The sequence below is a fragment of the Streptomyces sp. NPDC037273 genome (genome assembly GCF_055603625.1).
Genome location: NZ_JBVJVO010000004.1, coordinates 418,434 through 435,977, shown reverse-complemented (window position 1 = coordinate 435,977; position 17,544 = coordinate 418,434). Strand labels below are relative to the sequence as shown.

Here is a 17,544-nt window from a genome sequence, read left to right as displayed (position 1 = left end):
GCCACCCGCCCCGTACCCCTTCCCGCCCCCGGCCCTCCCGTTTGACACCCGGGGGAGGCGGACGGACGGTGGGAACCGGGGACGGCGGTACTCCCGGAGCGGGGGCGGCGATGCCTCCGGGGCGAGGGAGAGGGTTGCCGGATGGCTGCCGGGACCGGATTCGGAGCGGCGCCCGCGCTGACACAGCGGGCCGCACCGGTCATGGCCCTGCACGCCACCCCGGCGATGGTCGCCTTCGCCTCCTTCCTCCAGCTCCCCACCTGGGAACTGGAGGCCCGCGTGGCCGAGGAGCTCGCCGAGAACCCCGCGCTCGAAGAGGACCCGTCGGCCGTCGCCTGCCCGCTCTGCGGGGCGGGCCTCCGCACCCCGGGGCTGTGCCCCTGCCTGTACGGGAGCGGCCGGATGCCGTACGCCCCCGGCGCCACCCCCGATCCCCGCACCGAGGACCGGGCCGCGCGGCTGCTCGCCGAGGTCAGGGCGGCGCTGCCCGCCTCGGACGCGGGGATCGCCGCGTACCTGATCGGCAGCCTCGGGCCGCGCGGGCGCCTGGACGGGTCCGTCGAGGAGGTAGCCGCCGCCCTCGGTGTCACGCCCGCCCGCGTCCGGCGGGCGCTCGCCGCCCTGCGCGCCGCGACACCGCCCGGTACCGGCGCGCGTGACCTGCGGGAATGCCTGTTGTTGCAGCTGGACCGGTGGGAGGAGCTGCACGCGGCCCGGGAGCCGGTCGTGCGGTCCGTGCTCGCCCGTCATCTGGAGGCGCTGGCCGGCGAGGAGTGCTTCGCGGGGGCCGCGCGGGCGCTGGGGGTGCCGGTCGAGGAGATCCGGCGGGTCAGGGAGTTCGTACGGTCGGAGCTGCGGCCCGCCGCCGAGCTGGACCTGGCGCCGCCGTCCGCCGACGCCTGCGCACCGCCCGACCTGGTGATCGCCCGCGACCCGCGGGAGCCGGGCGCGTACACCGTCGTCCTCCTGGAACCCCTGCGGCTGAGACTGGCCGTCAGCCCGGCCTACCTCGGCTACCTCTCCGGTCCGGCATCCGGCCCCGACGGGACGCGGCTCGCGCGGGAGCAGGTGGGGCGGGCGCGGGAGTTCCTGACGCGGCTTGACCGGCGGTGGCGGACCCTGCACCGGATCGCGGCGTACGTGGTGGACGCCCAGCGTCCCTTCCTCGATCACGGGACGGCCGGGCCGCGTCCGCTGTGCCGGCGCGAGGTCGCCGAGGCGCTCGGCCTGCACGAGTCGACGGTGTCGCGGGCGGTGGCCGGACGGGTCGCGCTGCTGCCGTGCCGTCGCACGATGCCGCTCGCCGGGTTCTTCGGCACCGACACCGGCGTCCACACGGCGCTGCGGGAGCTGGTCGAGCGGGAGAGCCGGCCGCTGTCCGACACGGAGCTGGCCCGGCTGCTGGCCGAGCGGGGCTTCCCGGTGGCGCGCCGGACCGTGGCCAAGTACCGCGGCGGTCTCGGCATCGCGCCGCACACCCGGAGGGCCGCCCGCCCGCGCGCCGCCTGACGGACCCGTCGCACCGAAGGTCCCTTCGCCCGTCCCGCCCGCAGCGGCGCCACCCGGCGAAGGGACCTTCGCCGTACGGCCGCCCGGGCCCCGGTGTTCTCCGGCTTCGCCCGCTGGCACGGCACTTGCAGGAGAGGAGGGTGAACGTCGTGCCGCAGCCGCCGGCGGGGCACCGCCCGGCGGAGTGACGAGGAGGCCGCAATGCACAACATGGATCGCACACAGCTCGAGTTCGGCTACGGGACCGGCGGCGGCACGGCCGGTGAGGCGGAGGCGTACGGCGCGTACGCCCCGGAGTTCGAGGACGCGGGCGAGTACGGCGCCCAGGAGGCCGAGGGAACCCTGGACGAGGTCCAGGAGATGGAGCTCGCCGGGGAACTCCTCGAAGTGACCGACGAGGCCGAACTCGACCATTTCCTCGGCAAGCTGGTGAAGGCCGCGGCGCCCCTCCTCCGGGGCGGTCCCGGCAAGGCCCTCAAGGGTCTGCTGCGCGGTGCGGCCAAGCAGTTCCTGCCCATGCTCGGCGGGGTCGCGGGCAATCTCGTCCTGCCGGGCATCGGCGGGCTCGTCGGCTCCCAGCTCGCGTCGAAGGCGGGCAGCCTGTTCGGTCTCGAACTGGAGGGTCTGAGCCGCGAGGACCAGGAGTTCGAGGCCGCCCGCCAGTTCGTCCGGTTCGCCGCCGACGCGGCCCGGACGGCCGCTTCCTCCGACGGCGAGGCGGAGGCCGGCGACGGCCACGGCGAGTACGAGGGCGACTTCCAGGGCGAGTTCGGGGACGGCGCCGGCGAGTACGAAGGTGACTTCGAAGGAGACCTGGAAGGGGACTTCGAGGGGGACTTCGAGACCGGCGACGCCGGCGAGTACGAGGGCGACTTCGAGGGCGGGGTCCCGGGCGCGTACGAGACAGGCGGCCAACCAGGCGAGCTGGAGGGCGAGTCCGACGGCGTCGGCGAGCTGGACGCGGGGGCCGCGCGGGCCGCCGTGCTGAGCGCCGCGCAGCGGTACGCCCCCGGGCTCGTGCCGATGGTCTCCGGCGCGTACTACGGCGGGCGGCGGACCAGCGGCCGCTGGGTGAGGCGGGGCCGGACGATCATCCTGCTCGGCGTCTGAACCGGCACCGGAAGGGAGACCTGCCATGAGCACGTACGAGTGCGAGTGCGGCGGCGGCCACCGGCGGGCCGCGGACGCGGAGAGCGCCGGCGCGGCCGCTCCCGAACTGCGGGAGTTCGAGGCGGAGACGGGCCTGCTCGGCGGCGAGTTCGGCAGCCCGCTGACCGAGGCGGAGGAGAGCGCGCTCGCCACCGAGCTCCTCGGTGTCGCCGACGAGCGGGAACTCGAGGCCTTCCTCGGCTCGTTCCTCGCGCCGGTCGCGCGGCGGGACGGCGGGTTCCTCAGCTCCACGGCGGGCGCGGCGCTCGGCGGCGTCCTGAAGAACGTGGCCATGACCGCGCTGCCCGGTACGGCGACGGGCCCGGCCCGCGGATCGGGGACGGGTTCGACGGCCCCGGGGCGCCGGGTGGTGCAGAGGCTGCCGATGCTGCGGCGGCACGCGGGGAACCCGCCGGACCTGATCCTGAAGTGGAACGCGATGGACCGGCCGTCCCGGATCGACGTCGTGGTCCACCTCCACGGCTTCTCCTTCCGGGGCGCCGCGATGACCCTTCCCGAGGACATGGAGCCGGTGAGCGGGCTCGACTTCGGCGCCGTCCCCGGCCGTACGTCCCCGACCCTGCTCGTCCTCCCCCGCGGCCATCACTTCGGCGGCCCCTCGGGCCGCGGCTACACGCACCCCGCCCTTGAACCGCCCGGCGCGATCCAGCGGCTGGTCGCCGAGTCCCTGGCCCGCTTCAAGGCGGCCACCGGCGTCGACGCCCCGCTCGGCCGGCTCATCCTCACCGCGCACTCCGGCGGCGGCGCCTCGCTCATGCGGATCCTGCGGCACACCGACCCCGACGAGGTGCACACCTTCGACGCCCTCTACGGGGACCCGGGACCGCTCGTCCACTGGGCTCGGCAGCGGCTCGCGGGAGGCACGGGAGCGCTCCGGGTGCTCTACAAGCCGTACGAGCCGACCGCGCGTCACAGCGAACAGGTGGCCGCCGCGATCCGCGCGGGGTCCTCGCCCCGGTTCCGGGTGGAGTGGACGCGGGTGACGCACATGCGGATCCCCCGGGTCTACGGCCCGCTGCTCCTCGCCGACGCGGCCGCCGACCTGCCGGGCACGGCCCCGGCTCCGGCCCCTCCCCCGCGCCCCCGTCGCCGCCGCAGGCCCGGTCAGGGCAGCGGTGTACGGGAGCTGTCGGAGGAGTACACCGCGTCCCCGGGACCCGCGTACGGCGGGGCGGCCGGCGAGCTGGAGGGCGAGACCGGCGGGGCGTGGAGCGGGACGCCCGAGCAGGTCGCCTTCCGGCAGCGGGTCCTGGACGCGCATCTGGCCCGCAGCCGGAAGTGGACGGGCCACGGGCCCGGCCGGGATCTGGCGAGCGGCGAGCTGTCCCCCGTCGCCGGGACCTCGGTCTCGATGCGGAGCGACGCGGCGGCCGCGGCCGGCCGGCTGCTCGCGGCGGCCAACGCGGCCCTCGCGGCGGCGCGCTCCGCGGGCGACGAGGACGCCGGACACACCCGCCGGCTCACCGGCGGCAGCGGCTACCGGGGCAGCGACCACCAACGGCGGCTGTGGCTCGGCTACTTCAGGGGCTACTACGACCAGACGGCCGGCGCACGCGCCGGGCTCTCCGGCGGGCCGCACGGCGACGGCGCCGTCCGGTACATGCTGGACGTCTTCGGCATCCCCGCGAAAATCGCCGCGCCCGGCTACAGCAACCACCAGAACGGGATCGCGATCGACTTCCTCCAGGTCCGCGGCCGCGGCCACGCCCTCCGGAACAGCACCGGGTCCAAGGCCGTCAAGCGCTGGCACGCCACCTGGTTCTTCCGCTGGCTCCAGGCCAACGCGCACCGTTTCGGCTTCGTCCCCTACGCCAAGGAGCCCTGGCACTGGATCTACCGGGGCGTGGGCACCGGACCGGTGGCGTCCTCGCGGCGCACGGAACCCCGTCCGCGTCCGCTCCTGGAGAACCCGGCCGCCGCCCTCTTCGGCCTGCGGGCCGAGTCGGGCGAGGCCCAGGAGGACGAGTTCGAGGTGGCCCGGCGCTTCGTGCGGCTGTCCGCGGCGGCCGCCAGGAACGCGGCGATGGCGCCACGCGACCGGTACCGCCGCTACCGCCCCTACCGCGGCCGGCCCGGCGACCGGGCCGTGGGCAGGGCGGCCGTCTTCGCCGCCGCCCGGCGTTACGCCCCCGGCCTCTACCGGTCCTTCCCCCGGTACGCCCGCCCGGCGCCCTGGTCCTGGCCCCGCCCGATCCCGCCCTCCCGGCGGCGCTGGTACGGCCGCGGCTACCGCTACGGCTATCCGCGCTACACCGGCGTGAGCTACCCGACGTGGCCCGACCCGGCGGAACCGTACGGCCGGAACGCCTACCAGCCGATGCCGTACGAGCCCGGTCCGTACGACTCCGGGGCGCGGGAGCCGGCGCCGGACGCCGCCCCCGACGCGGGCCCCGGGCCCGGCCAGGAACCGGACGCCGCGCCGCCGGAATCGGGTGCGCCGGAGCCGACGGGCGGGCCCGCACCGGACGCCCCGCCCGCTCCGTCCGCCGCCGACGGCTCCGCCGGTGAGGCTCCCGGGCGTCCGGCCGGCACGTGGGTGCGGCAGGGCGACCGGGTCACGATCGTGGAGGCCTGATCATGCGTGGGACGTCGTCGACCGCACGCCGGCTGCTCGCCGGCGAGGCGCGGGCGCTGCTCACCCGGCTCGACCGGGTCCAGCCCTTCGCCGTGCGCGAGACGATGCTGCCCGCCGCGGCGCCGTCCCCGGCCGCGCAGATCGGCATCGAGCGGACGCTCGTCGCCGGCCGGCGCGAGCTGCGGGGCCGGGTGCGGGCGTATCTGGCGTGGCTGGAGGGCGAGGGCGCGGCGGCGACACCGGAGGAGATGCAGCGCCGGTTCACCGCGCTGCGCTGGCGGTTCAACGACGTCCTGGGCCAGTTCGACCTCTTCCAGCAGACGATCACCCAGCGCAGCGAGCACGAGATCGGGCTGTGGCTCTCCGGGATGGACGTGACCGCGGCCGACGCGCTCGACGTGCCCGTCCGGCCCTTCGATCCTCCGCCGGTGGTCTGTTATCTGGACCGGGGTCCCGGTGCGGCAATCCGGCGCGCTAAGACCCGTCTGCCGGGCGGCGGTTCGAGTCCGGTGGCGATCGTGCGCGTGCCGCGCGAGCGGATGGTCGGCGGGTACGGTCTCAGCTCCTCGCTCTGCCATGAAGTCGGCCACCAGGGTGCCGCGTTGCTCGATCTCGTGCCGTCGCTGCGGACGGAGCTGCGGGCGCGGGCGGCCGCGCCGGACGGCCGGCTGCCGCTGCCCTGGGCGTTGTTCTCGCGGTGGCTGTCGGAGATCGTCGCCGACTTCTGGGCCATCGGGAAGCTGGGGGTGACGGCGACGATGGGGCTGATCGGAGTGGTCAGCCTGCCGCGCCGCTTCGTCTTCAGGATCGACCCGCTCGACAGCCATCCCTTCCCCTGGATCAGGGTCCATCTGGGCACCGCCATCGGAGAGTTGCTGCATCCCGATCCTCAGTGGCGGGCCCTCGGCGAGCTGTGGTCCGCGCTGTATCCCCTCGACGGTCTCGACGCGGAGGCGCGGGCGCTGCTCGCCTCGCTGACCTCGGCGGCCCCCGAGCTCGCCGCCCTGCTCGCCGGGCACCGTCCGCAGGGCCGCGCGGAGGTGACGCTCGGCGGTCTCTTCCGGCCCGCCGAGCGCTCCCCGCGGCGGCTGATCGCGCTGTACGAGGCCGCGCGGCGGCGTCCGGAGCTGCTCGACCGGGCCGCGCCGACGCTCGCCTTCGCGGCGCTGGGCCAGGCCCGGTCGGCCGGGCTGATCTCACCCGAGGCGGAGAGCCGCCGGGCGGAGGCGCTGCTGCGGGGCTGGGCCCTGCGCAGCACCCTCGCCACGACGGCGGCCTGCGCCGCCCGCGGTTCGTCGCCGGCCGTCCGGCCGGCCGTCCACCGGAAGGCCGTCCCCGCGGGCGGCGGTCTCCCTCTTCACCACCTGCCCGAGGAGGAGTCATGGGCACACCGCTGAATCCGCACTCACCGCTCCAGGTCACGCTGACCGCCGTACCCGACGAGGTGACGCGGGGCGAGACGGTGCGACTGCGGGCCGACACGACGGCCAAGGGCGTGGAGTACCGCTGGAGCGTCTCGGACGGCACGCTGTCCCGGTGGACCGTCGACGACGCCGAGGTCCTCTGGGACACCCATAGCGCCGAGCCAGGCGTACAGACCGCCACCGTCGAGGTCCGCGCCGGCAGGCAGACCAGCCAGCAGGTGGCCGACGTCCGGATCAAAATGCCGGTGATCGACGGCCGTCGCACCCCGCTCTCCGTCCGGCTGTCACCGGCCGGAGCCGTCAGGACCGACAGCCAGGCGCTGTGGACGGCCATCCGCAACAGCAGCGAGTCCCTCGGCTTCGGCGAGTACCAGGACTTCATCGAGATGGTCCTCTGCAAGCCGTCCGGCGGGCTCCACGGGGAGCACCGCCGGCTGCGGCACGAGGGCCGGGCCGAGCTCAAGGCCGTCGCCAGGGCGAGCACCCTGCCGTACCCGGGGGTGGACTCGTACTGGCTCCTGAAGACGGCGACCGAGGCCTTCCTGCGGATCCGGTGCGGCATCCTCGTGGACCCGAGGAATCCCGACGCGCCCTTCGACGGCGTCGACCTGCGCGAGGAGCAGGCGCGGTACGGGGACGGGCCGGTGACGGAGGACGAGATCGAGGCGATGTGGCGGGCGTTCATCGAGCCGGTGCCGCAGGACCCGAGGCTCTACACCCTGCCGTACTTCGCCCGGATCCTCGAGGGACTGCGGAACGTACCGGTGCGCGGCCCGGGGAAGCTCGGCTTCCCCTGCGACGCGATCCTCCAGTACAAGCTCACGAACCCGTGCCTCATCGAACTGTTGTGGAACTACTGGCAGGAGGAGAGTCTCCTCGTCCAGTCGCTGATCGAGATCAGCCGCCGGTTCCAGAACATGCGGCGTTCCGAGGAGCCCGATCCGCTGGCCCATCTGGAGATCGCCCCGCTGCTGCCGCTCGGCAACCTGCTGTGGGGGTACATCCAGGACGAGCAGCACCGGCTGTCCGTGGTGCGGCGGGCGTACGAGTACGACCACCACTACGGGATCACGCTGATCGGCAGGGCCGTCCCGCCGCTGCGCGGGGCCGACAGTCGGTCCAAGTTCCTGGAGGCCTTCCACAGCCTCCTCAAGCTGTGCACGAACTTCTACGCGCAGGCCGACGACATGACGGTCACCCCCGACGGGTTCCCCGTCCTCAACGGCCTGAAGGAAGTCCACCTGCTGCTCACCGAGGGCCAGCACAACCAGTACGGCGACCTGCCGTGGACGGCCCGCCAGGAGATGCTGATGCAGCAGTGGCTGCTCGCCAGGCCCGAGATGCGGCAGTTCCTGCCGTCGCGTGCGATGGTCGCCTACCCGGAGCCCTGGATGGGCACCGTCGACGTGATGAAGAAGCTCCAGGGCTGGACGGACACGCCCACCCTGCACTTCCACAACCTCGCGGTCTTCGGCGAACGGATCCTGCTCTCCATCCGCTTCGGCGACTGGAACTCGGTCAACGAACGCGACGAGGCGGCGAACTGGGCGCGCTACTGGCGGGCCGAGATCCAGGGCTACATCCACGCCTACCGGGCCGCCACCGGCGTCGACCTCACCTCCGACCAGCTGGACTTCACGATGCCCGCCGTCCATCTGCGGCGCCGCACCGCCCAGCAGCTCAGCGGCACGGGCCGCCGGCGGGCCCCGCTCGGCGGCGGGTCACGGGCCGGCATGGCGGGCATGGCGGGCCGCCGGATGCGCCGGATGCCTCCCTCGGACCGGCCGTACTGAGCGGCCGGGGCGTGTCATGTCGTACGAGACGCTCTCTCCGGGCGCCTTCGCCGGGGAACAGGACGCCGTGGTCGGCGAGTTCGAGCGCGGCACTGGTTTCAGCCCGTGGGAGCTGGTCCGGGTGGTGAGCGCGGTCGCCCAGGGCACCCGGGACGAGTCCGCGCTGGCCGGCCTGGTCTTCCACCAGCGTCATCCGGAGCGCGGCGGGGCGCCGATCCGGCGCGGCGAGCGGGACGCGGCGCGGGAGTGGCTCGCCATCCGGGACACCCTCGTCCGGCCCCTCCTCGCCGGCGGCCGGACGCCCGCCCCGGCCGCTCCTCCGGGCCCTTCCGGCCCGCCCGGCGCGGGCGCCTCGTCCTCGTCCGGTCCCGGTGCCTCGTCCGGCGCGGGTTCCGTGTCGGGTCCTGGTGCCTCGTCCGGCGCGGGCTCCGCGTCCGGGCCGCCGCGTCCGGCCCGGTCCTGTACGGCGCCGGCCGGGACGGCCGTCACGAAGTGCACCCGGCCGGGGCGGCTGGCCTGTCCGCCCATCACGGGGCTGCTGTGCACGGAGGGCGTCGACGGGGTCCCGTTCCACTACCCCGATTCCATCCGGCGCGCGCCCGGCAGCGGGCTGCTCGTCGTGACGGGACGCCAGTGGCGGCGCGAGCAGCGCTTCACCGTTCCCGTCCGGGACGCGATGAGCGCGTTCCTGCGGAACATGCGGGGCTTCGGCATGCCGGTGGAGGCGATCCTCACGGCCGGCTCGCTGTACTGCCGCTGTGTGAAGCGCTCCGACCCCGCCAAGCCCGACATCCTCAGCAACCACTCGTTCGGCGACGCCCTCGACATCGTCGGGGTGCGGTGGCCGGCCACCGGAGGGCCGCCGAGCGCGCTGCGGGAGACGATCGTCCACAACTGGACCGACCCGGGCCAGCGTGTCCTGCTCCGGCGGATCGACGCCTGCCTGCGGCTCTCCTTCCCGACGGTCATCGACTACTACCGGGCCGACCACCGCGACCACTTCCACTGCGACACCAACCGCGGCCAGGGCGACCGGCCCCGCACGACGGCCGGCCTGGGCTTCACGCGGGAGGCGCTGCGGGCCGTCGGCCATCCGGTGACGCCGACCGGCCGTGCGGAGGCGGACGTGTTCCGGGCGCTCGCCGCCTTCGCCGGGGTCCCGGCGGCCTCGCTGCGGGACCCGGCGGTCCTGCGGCGGGTGCTCGCCGGGCTGTTCACCCGGGTCGCGGCCGGGCGGTAGCCGGTCCGCGCACGGGTGAGGACGGGAGGACGGATGATCGTCGACTGTCACTGCCACGCGGGCCGCGGCGACCGGCTGACCGGCCCCTGGGACGACGCGCCCCTCGGCCGCTACCTGCCGCGCGCCGAGCGGGCCGGCATCGACCGGACGGTGCTGTTCTCCGCGTTCCACCGGGACTACGCCACCGCCAACCGGCAGGTGGCCCGGATCGTCGCCGCGCACCCCGACCGGTTCGTCGGCTTCGCCTTCGTCCACGCGGACCGCGACGCCGGGCGGATCGCGGCGCTCGTCCGCACGGCGGTCTGCTCGTACGGCTTCGCCGGCATCAAGCTGCACCGGCACGACGCCCCGATCACCCGCGAAGTCTGCGACGCGGCCCGCTACTTCCGGCTGCCCGTGGTGTACGACCCGATGGGTGAGGTGGCGGTCGCCGAGCTACTCGCGGAGCACTACCCGGACGTGCCGTTCGTCTTCCCGCACCTCGGCAGCTTCGCCGACGACTGGCACGCCCAGCTCGCCCTCGTCGACCATCTGGTGCGCCACCCCAACATCCACACGGACACCTCCGGAGTGCGGCGCTTCGACGTCCTCGCCGAAGCGGTGCGCCGCGCGGGCCCGCAGAAGGTCCTCTTCGGTTCGGACGGCCCCTGGCTCCATCCGGGCGTCGAGCTCGCCAAGGTCCACGCGCTCGGGCTCGGTGCCGAGGCGGAGGGGTGGATCCTGTCCGGCAACCTGCTGGCGCTGGTCCGCGGCGAGCGGCACGGACGTCCGTCCGGCGCGGTGACGCGGCCCGTCAGACCTCCGGTACGGCGTCCTCCGCCGCCGCCGTACCGTTCACCGTTCCGGGCGCGGAGGCGCGGCGGAGCTGGAGCGCCCGGTCGGTGACACCGAGGGCGCGGGCGGCTTCCTGCAGGTTGCCGTCCGCCTCCTGTACGGCGATGAGGACGGCGGTGTCGCGGGCGCGGACGCCGATGTCCTTGAGGCGGACGCCCGCGGCCAGGGCCGTACGGATGGACCGCTCGAACCCGGCGTCCGGCCAGCCGTCCGCCGGCGGTCCGGGCGCGGACGCGGCCGGGCGTTCTCCCGGGGGTACGTCCCCGGCGCTGATGAGGCCTCCGCCGACGTGCCGGCGGGCCATCCGCCCGACGAGCTGCCGCAATTCCCTTACGTTCCCCGGGTAGTGACGGTCTGTCAGCAGTCTGCGGACCGCCGGGTCGAAGTCCTCGGCGGCGGGTGTCCCGTCGTCCGGCGCCAGTTGACGGAGGAAGTGGCGGGCGAGGGGTAGGACGTCCTCGGGGCGTTCGCGGAGGCTCGGGAGCCGGCAGGTGAAGGCGGCGATGCGGTGGTAGAGGTCGCCGCGGAAGCGGCGGGCGCCCTCGTCGGTGGTGAGGTCGCGGTTGGTGGCGCAGATCAGGCGGAAGCCGGTGGTGTGCCAGGTGTTGCCGCCGACCTTCTTGTAGGTGCCCTCCTGCACGACCCGCAGCAGCTCGGCCTGGAGTTCCAGGGGCAGTTCGCCGACCTCGTCGAGGAACAGGGTCCCCCGGTCGGCGAGCGCGAAGGCCCCGTCCCGTGAGGCGAGGGCCCCGGTGAAGGCCCCCTTCTCGTGTCCGAAGAACTCGCTGCCGGCCAGTGCGGGCACGATGGTCGTGCAGTCGAGCAGCACCAGCTGTTCGGGCCCGCGCCGGGGGTCGAGGGCGTGCACGAGCCGGGCGACGAGCTCCTTGCCCGTACCGCTCTCGCCGGTGACGAGGACGGACGCGTCGCTGAACACAGCCATCTCGACGATGTCCCGCAGGAGCAGCCGCCAGGCGGTGCCCACGCCCACGAGGTTCTCGGTGACCAGCGGCGAGGACACGAGGGCGTCGACCTCCGCCCAGCGGCGCAGCCGGCGTACGACGTCCTCGGCGGGTGTGGCGGAGGCGTCCCAGGCCAGGACGTCGGAGGCCCCCGCGTGCAGCAGCGGCCACGGGCCGGCCGCCCCGAGGGCCCCGCCGGTGAGCGCGACGGCGAGCACCCGGTTCCGTCCGCCGTCGCAGAGCCGGGCGAGCCGTGCGACGAGGGCGTCGTCGGCGGCCTCGATCAGGAGCACCCCCGGCCCGTCCCCGGGGTCCCGGCGAGCGGGCCGCACCTCGACGCCCGCCCGCCGGAGCAGCTCGACGGTGGGTTCGCCGCGCTCCGCGCCCTCCGCCGGGTGGAAGCCCACCCAGGCCCGCGCGGGGACGACACCCACACCTTCGTCACTCACAGTCACCCATTATCGCGCGGCGCGGTCGCCGCCGCACGTCCGGCGCGAGACCGGGGAGCCCGACGGGAACGAAAGGGGCAGGTGGGCGGATACAACTGCCTTTCCGGCAGGGATAGATCAACAGTGCGTCACATGAACAGGCTTTTCGGACAGAACACTTCCCTCCGGCGAGTGATTCTGGGATCTTGCCTCCACCCCACACATCACAGGGCCCGGCGGGCGCCACCCGCGCCACCGGGTCATCGGAGGACGCATTGTTTTCCCACATATCCAGCCGGTTGAGAGCTTCGGCGATCGCCGTGGCGGCGCTCGGTACGACCGTGGCGCTGGCCGCTCCCGCCGGATTCGCCCAGGCAGCAACGTCGGACACCGCGCCCGTCGCGGCGACTTCGGCGGGGGCGACCCAGGCCAGGACGGCCACGAAGGCGACGAGGAACGCGGCGGGGACGGCGGCCTGGGCCGCCGGCACGCGCGCGTACCTGGTGATCACGGCTCCGGGCGGTACGTCGTCCGTCTCGGGTGCCGTGGCCACGAACGGCGGCTCGGTGTTCGCCACGTACGACGCGATCGGCGTGATCGTGGCGCACTCGGCCTCGGCGTCGTTCGCGACGTCGATGCGGACGGTCACCGGCGTCCAGCAGGTCGGCGCGACGCGTACGTCGGACGTCCCGGCCGACGCGTACAACCCGGCGCTCCCGGCGAACCCGTCGCAGTCCGCGACGACCCTCACCGAGTCCAACCGGTGGGACATGACGCAGATCAAGGCCGACCAGGCCTGGGCCGTCACCACCGGTTCTTCGACCGTCAAGGTCGGCATCCTGGACACCGGCGTCGACGACCAGCACCAGGACATCGCGCCCAACTTCAACGCGGCCGACTCGGCGTCCTGCGCCTACGGCAAGGCGGACACCCGCACCGGCGCCTGGCGTGACGTCGGCACCCACGGCACGCACGTCGCGGGCACGGTCGCGGCGGCGAAGAACGGCAAGGGCGTCATCGGCGTCGCGCCGGGCGTGAAGATCTCCTCGGTCCGCATCGCGGAGCCGGGCAGCAGCCTGTTCTTCGCGGAGAACACGATCTGCGGCTTCATGTGGGCCGGCGACCACGGCTTCAAGGTCACCAACAACAGCTACTACACGGACCCGTGGCAGTTCAACTGCCCGGACAACGTGGACCAGGCCGCCATCATCGAGGGCGTCCGCCGCGCCCAGGTGTACGCCGAGGGCAAGGGCTCCCTCCAGGTGGCCGCCGCCGGCAACTCGAACTACGACCTGGCGAACAAGACGACCGACTCCGAGAGCCCGAACGACTCGACGCCGGTCACCCGGACGATCACCAACGCGTGCATCGACATCCCGACCGAGCTGCCGGGCGTCGTGACCGTCGCCGCGCAGGCGAGCGGCGGCGCGAAGGCCTCGTACTCGAACTTCGGCAACGGCGTCATCGACGTCGCCGCGCCGGGCGGTGACGGCACCACGCAGGTGTACTCGACGCTGCCGGGCGGCAAGTACGGCAACATGAGCGGCACCTCGATGGCGTCCCCGCACGTCACCGGCGTCGCGGCGCTGATCGCGAGCGCCAACCCGACGTTCACGCCGGCGCAGATCCGTGACCAGCTCGGCACCCAGGCCAACGACCGGGCGTGCCCGTCGGACGCCCGCTGCACGGGCACCGCGGCGAAGAACGGCTTCTTCGGCGAGGGCGCGGTCGACGCCCTGAAGGCCGTCGGGGGCAGCACCCCGCCGCCCGGCGCGTACTTCGAGAACCTCACCGACGTCGCCATCGCGGACAACGCCACGGTGGAGAGCTCGATCACGGTCAGCGGGGTGACGGGCAACGCCCCGGCGACCCTGAAGGTGGGCGTGGACATCAAGCACACGTACATCGGTGACCTGAAGGTCGACCTGGTCGCGCCGGACGGCACGGTGTACACCCTGCACAACCACACCGGCAGCGGCACCGACAACATCGCGCAGACCTACACGGTCAACGCGTCGTCGGAGGTCGCGAACGGGGTCTGGAAGCTCCGTGTGAACGACAACGCGAGCCAGGACACGGGCAAGATCGACGCCTGGAACCTGACCTTCTGATCCGTACGTGAGAGGGGCCGGAGCCGACAGGGCTCCGGCCCCTTTCGCGTACCCGCGGTAACTCCGTCGCGAGAAAGTCCGTACCGAGGGGTAGGAAGACCCCGGACCCTTGCTATACCTTCCGTCTAACAAGCTTGCTAGACGCTATGTCTAACAAGAGCCCGAGCCGCTCGCGCGACCCAAGGAGCCGCACCATGGCAAGCAGCACCGTTCGCCCGGACAGCGCAGACCGTCACGAGGACACCGACGTCGCCGAGCGGCTGCTCCGGTCGGCGGCGAAGCTGTCGTACGACCCCGCCGTCGAGGTCGACTGGGACACCCCGCTCGACAAGGACTTCCACGGCCAGAGCCCCGAGTGGAACTCCCTCTACGGCACCGCGTACTGGAACGAGATGACCGAGGAGCAGCGCAAGGAGCTGACCCGGCAGGAGACCGCCTCGGTGGCCAGCACCGGCATCTGGTTCGAGATGATCCTCCAGCAGATGGTGCTCCGCGACATCTACCGGATGGACCACACCGACCCCCGGTTCCAGTGGGCCCTCACCGAGATCGCCGACGAGTGCCGCCACTCGATCATGTTCGCCCGCGGCTCCCAGAAGCTCGGCGCCCCCGCCTACCGGCCCAAGCGCGCGGTGCTCGAACTCGGCCGCTTCATGAAGACCGTCGGCTTCGGCGAAGCCGCGTACGCCGGCATCCTCGTCGCCGAGGAGGTCCTCGACGTCATGCAGCGCGACTGGATGCGCGACGAGCGGGTCGTCCCCTTCGTCCGCACCATCAGCAACATCCACGTGGTCGAGGAGTCCCGGCACATGAAGTTCGCCCGGGACGAGACCCGCCGCCACCTCGCCCGCGCGAGCAGGCCGCGCCGCCAGTTCCAGGCGCTGATCGTGGCCATCGCCGCGTACTACATCATCACCAGCCTGGTCAGCCCCGAGGTGTACGTGCGGGCCGGGCTCGACCCCGAGCGCGCCCGCCGCGAGGCCGCCGCCAACGAGCACTACAAGGCCCAGCTGCGCGCCAGCTGCGCCGGGCTCATGGAGTTCCTGTCCGACGTCGGGATGCTGACCAGGCCCGCGCTCTTCTTCTACCAGCGCGCCCACCTCGTCTGACCCCACCCCCCACCACCCAGTGCCGAGCGGAGCAGAGCCGACGACATGACCTACGCGATCACCCAGACCTGCTGCAACGACGCCACCTGCGTCGCGGTCTGCCCGGTCAACTGCATCCACCCCACCCCCGAGGAACCGGACTTCGGGACCACGGAGATGCTGTACATCGACCCGAAGTCCTGCATCGACTGCGGCGCCTGCGCCGACGCCTGCCCCGTCGACGCCATCTTCCCGGCGGACCGCCTCACCGGACGCCTGCGGGAGTACGAGGACGTCAACGCCCGCTACTACGCGGACCGCACGCCCCCGCCGGCCGTGGCCTCGCCCAACTTCCACACCTGGGGCGAGCCGTCCTTCCCCCGCTCGCTGCCCGCCGACTTCGCACCGCTGCGGGTCGCGGTCGTCGGCACCGGGCCCGCCGGCATGTACGCCGCCGAGGACCTGCTCCTGCACACCAACGCCGAGGTGACGCTCATCGACCGGCTGCCGGTGGCCGGCGGTCTCGTCCGGTACGGCGTCGCACCGGACCACCCTTCGACCAAGGGCGCCGGGGAGACCTTCGCCCGCTTCCACGCCCACCCCCGGGTCCGCCTGCGGCTCGGCCTGAAGGTCGGCGAGGACGTCACGGCCGCGGAGCTCGCCGCGCACCACGACGCGGTGATCTACGCGGTCGGCGCACCGGCCGACCGGCGCCTCGGCATCCCCGGCGAGGACCTGCCGGGCAGCGTCCCGGCCACCTCCGTCGTCTCCTGGTACAACGCCCATCCGGACACCGCGGCCGACGCCGTGCGGTTCCCCGCCGAACGGGTCGTCGTGGTGGGCAACGGCAACGTCGCCCTCGACGTCGCCCGCGTCCTCGTCCTCGACCCCGCCACCCTCGCCGGCACCGACATCGCCGACCACGCCCTCGCCGCCCTCCGGGACACCCCGGTCCGCGAGGTGGTGCTGCTCGGCCGCCGGGGCCCCGAGGACGCGGCGTACACGAGCTCCGAACTGCTCGCCCTGAAGCACCTCCCGGGCGTGGACCTCGTCGTCGACGACCGGGATCCGCGTACCGGCGCGGCCATCGACGCGGCCGGCCCCGGCACCAAGGCGGCACTCCTCAAGGACGTCGCCAGGGAGGCGGTCGACTGGACGCCGGGTCCGGCGCGGGACCGCCGCCGGATCGTGCTGCGCTTCCACTCCGCCCCGGTCGAGGCGCTCGGCACCGACGGCGTGCGAGCCGTCCGGGTGACCGAGGACGGCACGGAGTCCGGTACGGAGATCGGGGCGCGGCTGCTGGTCCGGGCCATCGGCTACCGGGGTGTGCCGCTGCCGGGGCTGCCGTTCGACGCCGAGACCGGCACGGTGCCGCACGAGGGCGGGCGGGTGACCGGGCTGCCCGGCGGCTATGTGGTCGGCTGGATCAAGCGCGGGCCCTCGGGCGGCATCGGCGCCAACCGGGCGTGCGCGGAGGAGACGGTCGGGACCCTGCTCGCGGACGCGGTCGCCGGCGCGCTGCCCGCTCCCACGGGCACGGCCCAGGAGTTCCGCCGCCTGGCCAGGAGCCGCAGCCGCGGTCTGGTCGACGCGCGGGGCCTCGCGGCCATCGACCGGGCCGAGCGGGCCAGGGGCCGGGAGACGGGTCGCCCCAGGGTCAAGCTGGCGACGGTGCCGGAGCTCGTCGCCGCGGCGCGGGGCGGACGGTGGCGCCGGAGCGGCTGACAACCGGGACGGGCGAGGCAGGTCCGGGGCGTTCCGGGCCGCGGGGGATCCGGCCCGGGACGGCGGGCCGGTGCTGCGTACGGCTCAGACCGCCACGGGCTGGGCCTGGCGGAGCACGATCGCGTTGAGGCGGACGGCGAACGGGACGACGTCCGTCAGTTCCAGGGCGACGGCCTCGGCCTTGGGCAGTTCGACGGTGACGTCGACGCAGAAGGCCAGGGCGTAGAGGTCGTCCCCGGTCTTCTCGTCCTGGAGGGCGAAGAACAGGTCCCGGTAGAACCGGGTGCGCTCCGCGGACTCCTCGTAGAAGACGAGTCCTGGCTGCCCCTCCTGGGCGGCGAGCCCCGTGAAGGCCCGGACGAGCTCGCGCTCGACGGTCTCCCAGAACCCGGCCTCGGCGTACTCCGGGGGCAGGGCCTGGCGGACGGCCTCCTTGAGGGAGAGCACCATGACCAGGACGGGGGCGTGTTCCTGGAGCCCCCACCCCCGCACCATCCGCACGACGGTGGCGTCGGGGACGGCGTCGGCCGCCTCCCGGATCGCCTCGAAGTCGAAGTTGACGGTCGCCGGGGCGATCGCCTGCTGGAACAGCCGGTCGATGGACCGGGCCTGGTCGAGGTGGTCCGGGCCCACCTCGACGACGGTTCTGAAACTGGCGGCCAAAGCTCCTCCTAGATGATCTCGA

Annotated in this window: 12 protein-coding genes; 10 read left to right on the top strand and 2 right to left on the bottom strand. The window is 74.0% G+C overall.

Translation table 11 applies throughout. The features are described from left to right. Positions 1 to 141 precede the first annotated feature (141 nt). From ACZ7G1_RS14165 to ACZ7G1_RS14135, 7 genes are all read left to right on the top strand, one after another. Entirely contained in the window at positions 142 to 1,509 is a 1,368-nt protein-coding gene (locus ACZ7G1_RS14165) for an RNA polymerase factor sigma-54 (RefSeq protein ID WP_470871132.1), read from the top strand. Positions 1,510 to 1,719: 210 nt separating this feature from the next. Next, positions 1,720 to 2,619, top strand: coding sequence for a hypothetical protein (locus ACZ7G1_RS14160; protein ID WP_470871134.1), 900 nt, complete (start codon positions 1,720 to 1,722; stop codon positions 2,617 to 2,619). A gap of 25 nt (positions 2,620 to 2,644) precedes the next feature. Then, complete coding sequence (locus ACZ7G1_RS14155) at positions 2,645 to 5,254, top strand: D-alanyl-D-alanine carboxypeptidase family protein (RefSeq protein WP_470871136.1); 2,610 nt, start codon at positions 2,645 to 2,647, stop codon at positions 5,252 to 5,254. A 2-nt stretch (positions 5,255 to 5,256) separates the two neighbouring features. Next, entirely contained in the window at positions 5,257 to 6,651 is a 1,395-nt protein-coding gene (locus ACZ7G1_RS14150) for a hypothetical protein (protein WP_470871138.1), read from the top strand. Next, a complete protein-coding gene (locus ACZ7G1_RS14145; protein WP_470871140.1) occupies positions 6,636 to 8,471 on the top strand; it encodes a hypothetical protein in 1,836 nt (611 codons plus the stop codon). Before ACZ7G1_RS14150 ends, ACZ7G1_RS14145 begins: the two co-directional genes overlap by 16 nt. A 16-nt stretch (positions 8,472 to 8,487) precedes the next feature. Then, the gene (locus tag ACZ7G1_RS14140) at positions 8,488 to 9,711 is read left to right on the top strand and encodes an extensin family protein (RefSeq protein WP_470871142.1); all 1,224 of its coding nucleotides are present in this window, start codon (positions 8,488 to 8,490) and stop codon (positions 9,709 to 9,711) included. Between the two features lie 33 nt (positions 9,712 to 9,744). Next, complete coding sequence (locus tag ACZ7G1_RS14135) at positions 9,745 to 10,596, top strand: amidohydrolase family protein (RefSeq protein WP_470871144.1); 852 nt, start codon at positions 9,745 to 9,747, stop codon at positions 10,594 to 10,596. On the opposite strand, the gene ACZ7G1_RS14130 is transcribed toward ACZ7G1_RS14135, so the two are convergent. Next, positions 10,505 to 11,956, bottom strand: coding sequence for a sigma 54-interacting transcriptional regulator (locus ACZ7G1_RS14130; protein ID WP_470871146.1), 1,452 nt, complete (start codon positions 11,954 to 11,956; stop codon positions 10,505 to 10,507). The two genes, ACZ7G1_RS14135 and ACZ7G1_RS14130, sit on opposite strands and share 92 nt — an antisense overlap. Positions 11,957 to 12,249: 293 nt before the next feature. Between ACZ7G1_RS14130 and ACZ7G1_RS14125 the strand changes: the two genes are divergently transcribed. The 3 genes from ACZ7G1_RS14125 (at position 12,250) to ACZ7G1_RS14115 (ending at position 16,859) form a co-directional block, all read left to right on the top strand. Beyond that, positions 12,250 to 14,046, top strand: a complete 1,797-nt coding sequence (locus tag ACZ7G1_RS14125) for a S8 family serine peptidase (RefSeq protein WP_470871976.1) — start codon at positions 12,250 to 12,252, stop codon at positions 14,044 to 14,046. Between the two features lie 194 nt (positions 14,047 to 14,240). Next, the gene (locus ACZ7G1_RS14120; protein ID WP_470871148.1) at positions 14,241 to 15,155 is read left to right on the top strand and encodes an AurF N-oxygenase family protein; all 915 of its coding nucleotides are present in this window, start codon (positions 14,241 to 14,243) and stop codon (positions 15,153 to 15,155) included. Positions 15,156 to 15,200: 45 nt separating this feature from the next. Beyond that, positions 15,201 to 16,859 carry an FAD-dependent oxidoreductase gene (locus tag ACZ7G1_RS14115; RefSeq protein ID WP_470871150.1) on the top strand — a complete coding sequence of 553 codons (1,659 nt, stop codon included), beginning with the start codon at positions 15,201 to 15,203 and terminating at the stop codon, positions 16,857 to 16,859. Between the two features lie 84 nt (positions 16,860 to 16,943). On the opposite strand, the gene ACZ7G1_RS14110 is transcribed toward ACZ7G1_RS14115, so the two are convergent. Then, positions 16,944 to 17,522, bottom strand: a complete 579-nt coding sequence (locus ACZ7G1_RS14110; protein WP_470871152.1) for a Type-2Aa cytolytic delta-endotoxin — start codon at positions 17,520 to 17,522, stop codon at positions 16,944 to 16,946. Between the last annotated feature and the right edge of the window lie 22 nt (positions 17,523 to 17,544).

Coding starts and splice junctions, on each gene's coding strand:
- ACZ7G1_RS14165 (WP_470871132.1), top strand. CDS start 142: ATGGCTGCCGGGACCGGATTCGGAGCGGCGCCCGCGCTGACACAGCGG.
- ACZ7G1_RS14160 (WP_470871134.1), top strand. CDS start 1,720: ATGGATCGCACACAGCTCGAGTTCGGCTACGGGACCGGCGGCGGCACG.
- ACZ7G1_RS14155 (WP_470871136.1), top strand. CDS start 2,645: ATGAGCACGTACGAGTGCGAGTGCGGCGGCGGCCACCGGCGGGCCGCG.
- ACZ7G1_RS14150 (WP_470871138.1), top strand. CDS start 5,257: ATGCGTGGGACGTCGTCGACCGCACGCCGGCTGCTCGCCGGCGAGGCG.
- ACZ7G1_RS14145 (WP_470871140.1), top strand. CDS start 6,636: ATGGGCACACCGCTGAATCCGCACTCACCGCTCCAGGTCACGCTGACC.
- ACZ7G1_RS14140 (WP_470871142.1), top strand. CDS start 8,488: ATGTCGTACGAGACGCTCTCTCCGGGCGCCTTCGCCGGGGAACAGGAC.
- ACZ7G1_RS14135 (WP_470871144.1), top strand. CDS start 9,745: ATGATCGTCGACTGTCACTGCCACGCGGGCCGCGGCGACCGGCTGACC.
- ACZ7G1_RS14120 (WP_470871148.1), top strand. CDS start 14,241: ATGGCAAGCAGCACCGTTCGCCCGGACAGCGCAGACCGTCACGAGGAC.
- ACZ7G1_RS14115 (WP_470871150.1), top strand. CDS start 15,201: ATGACCTACGCGATCACCCAGACCTGCTGCAACGACGCCACCTGCGTC.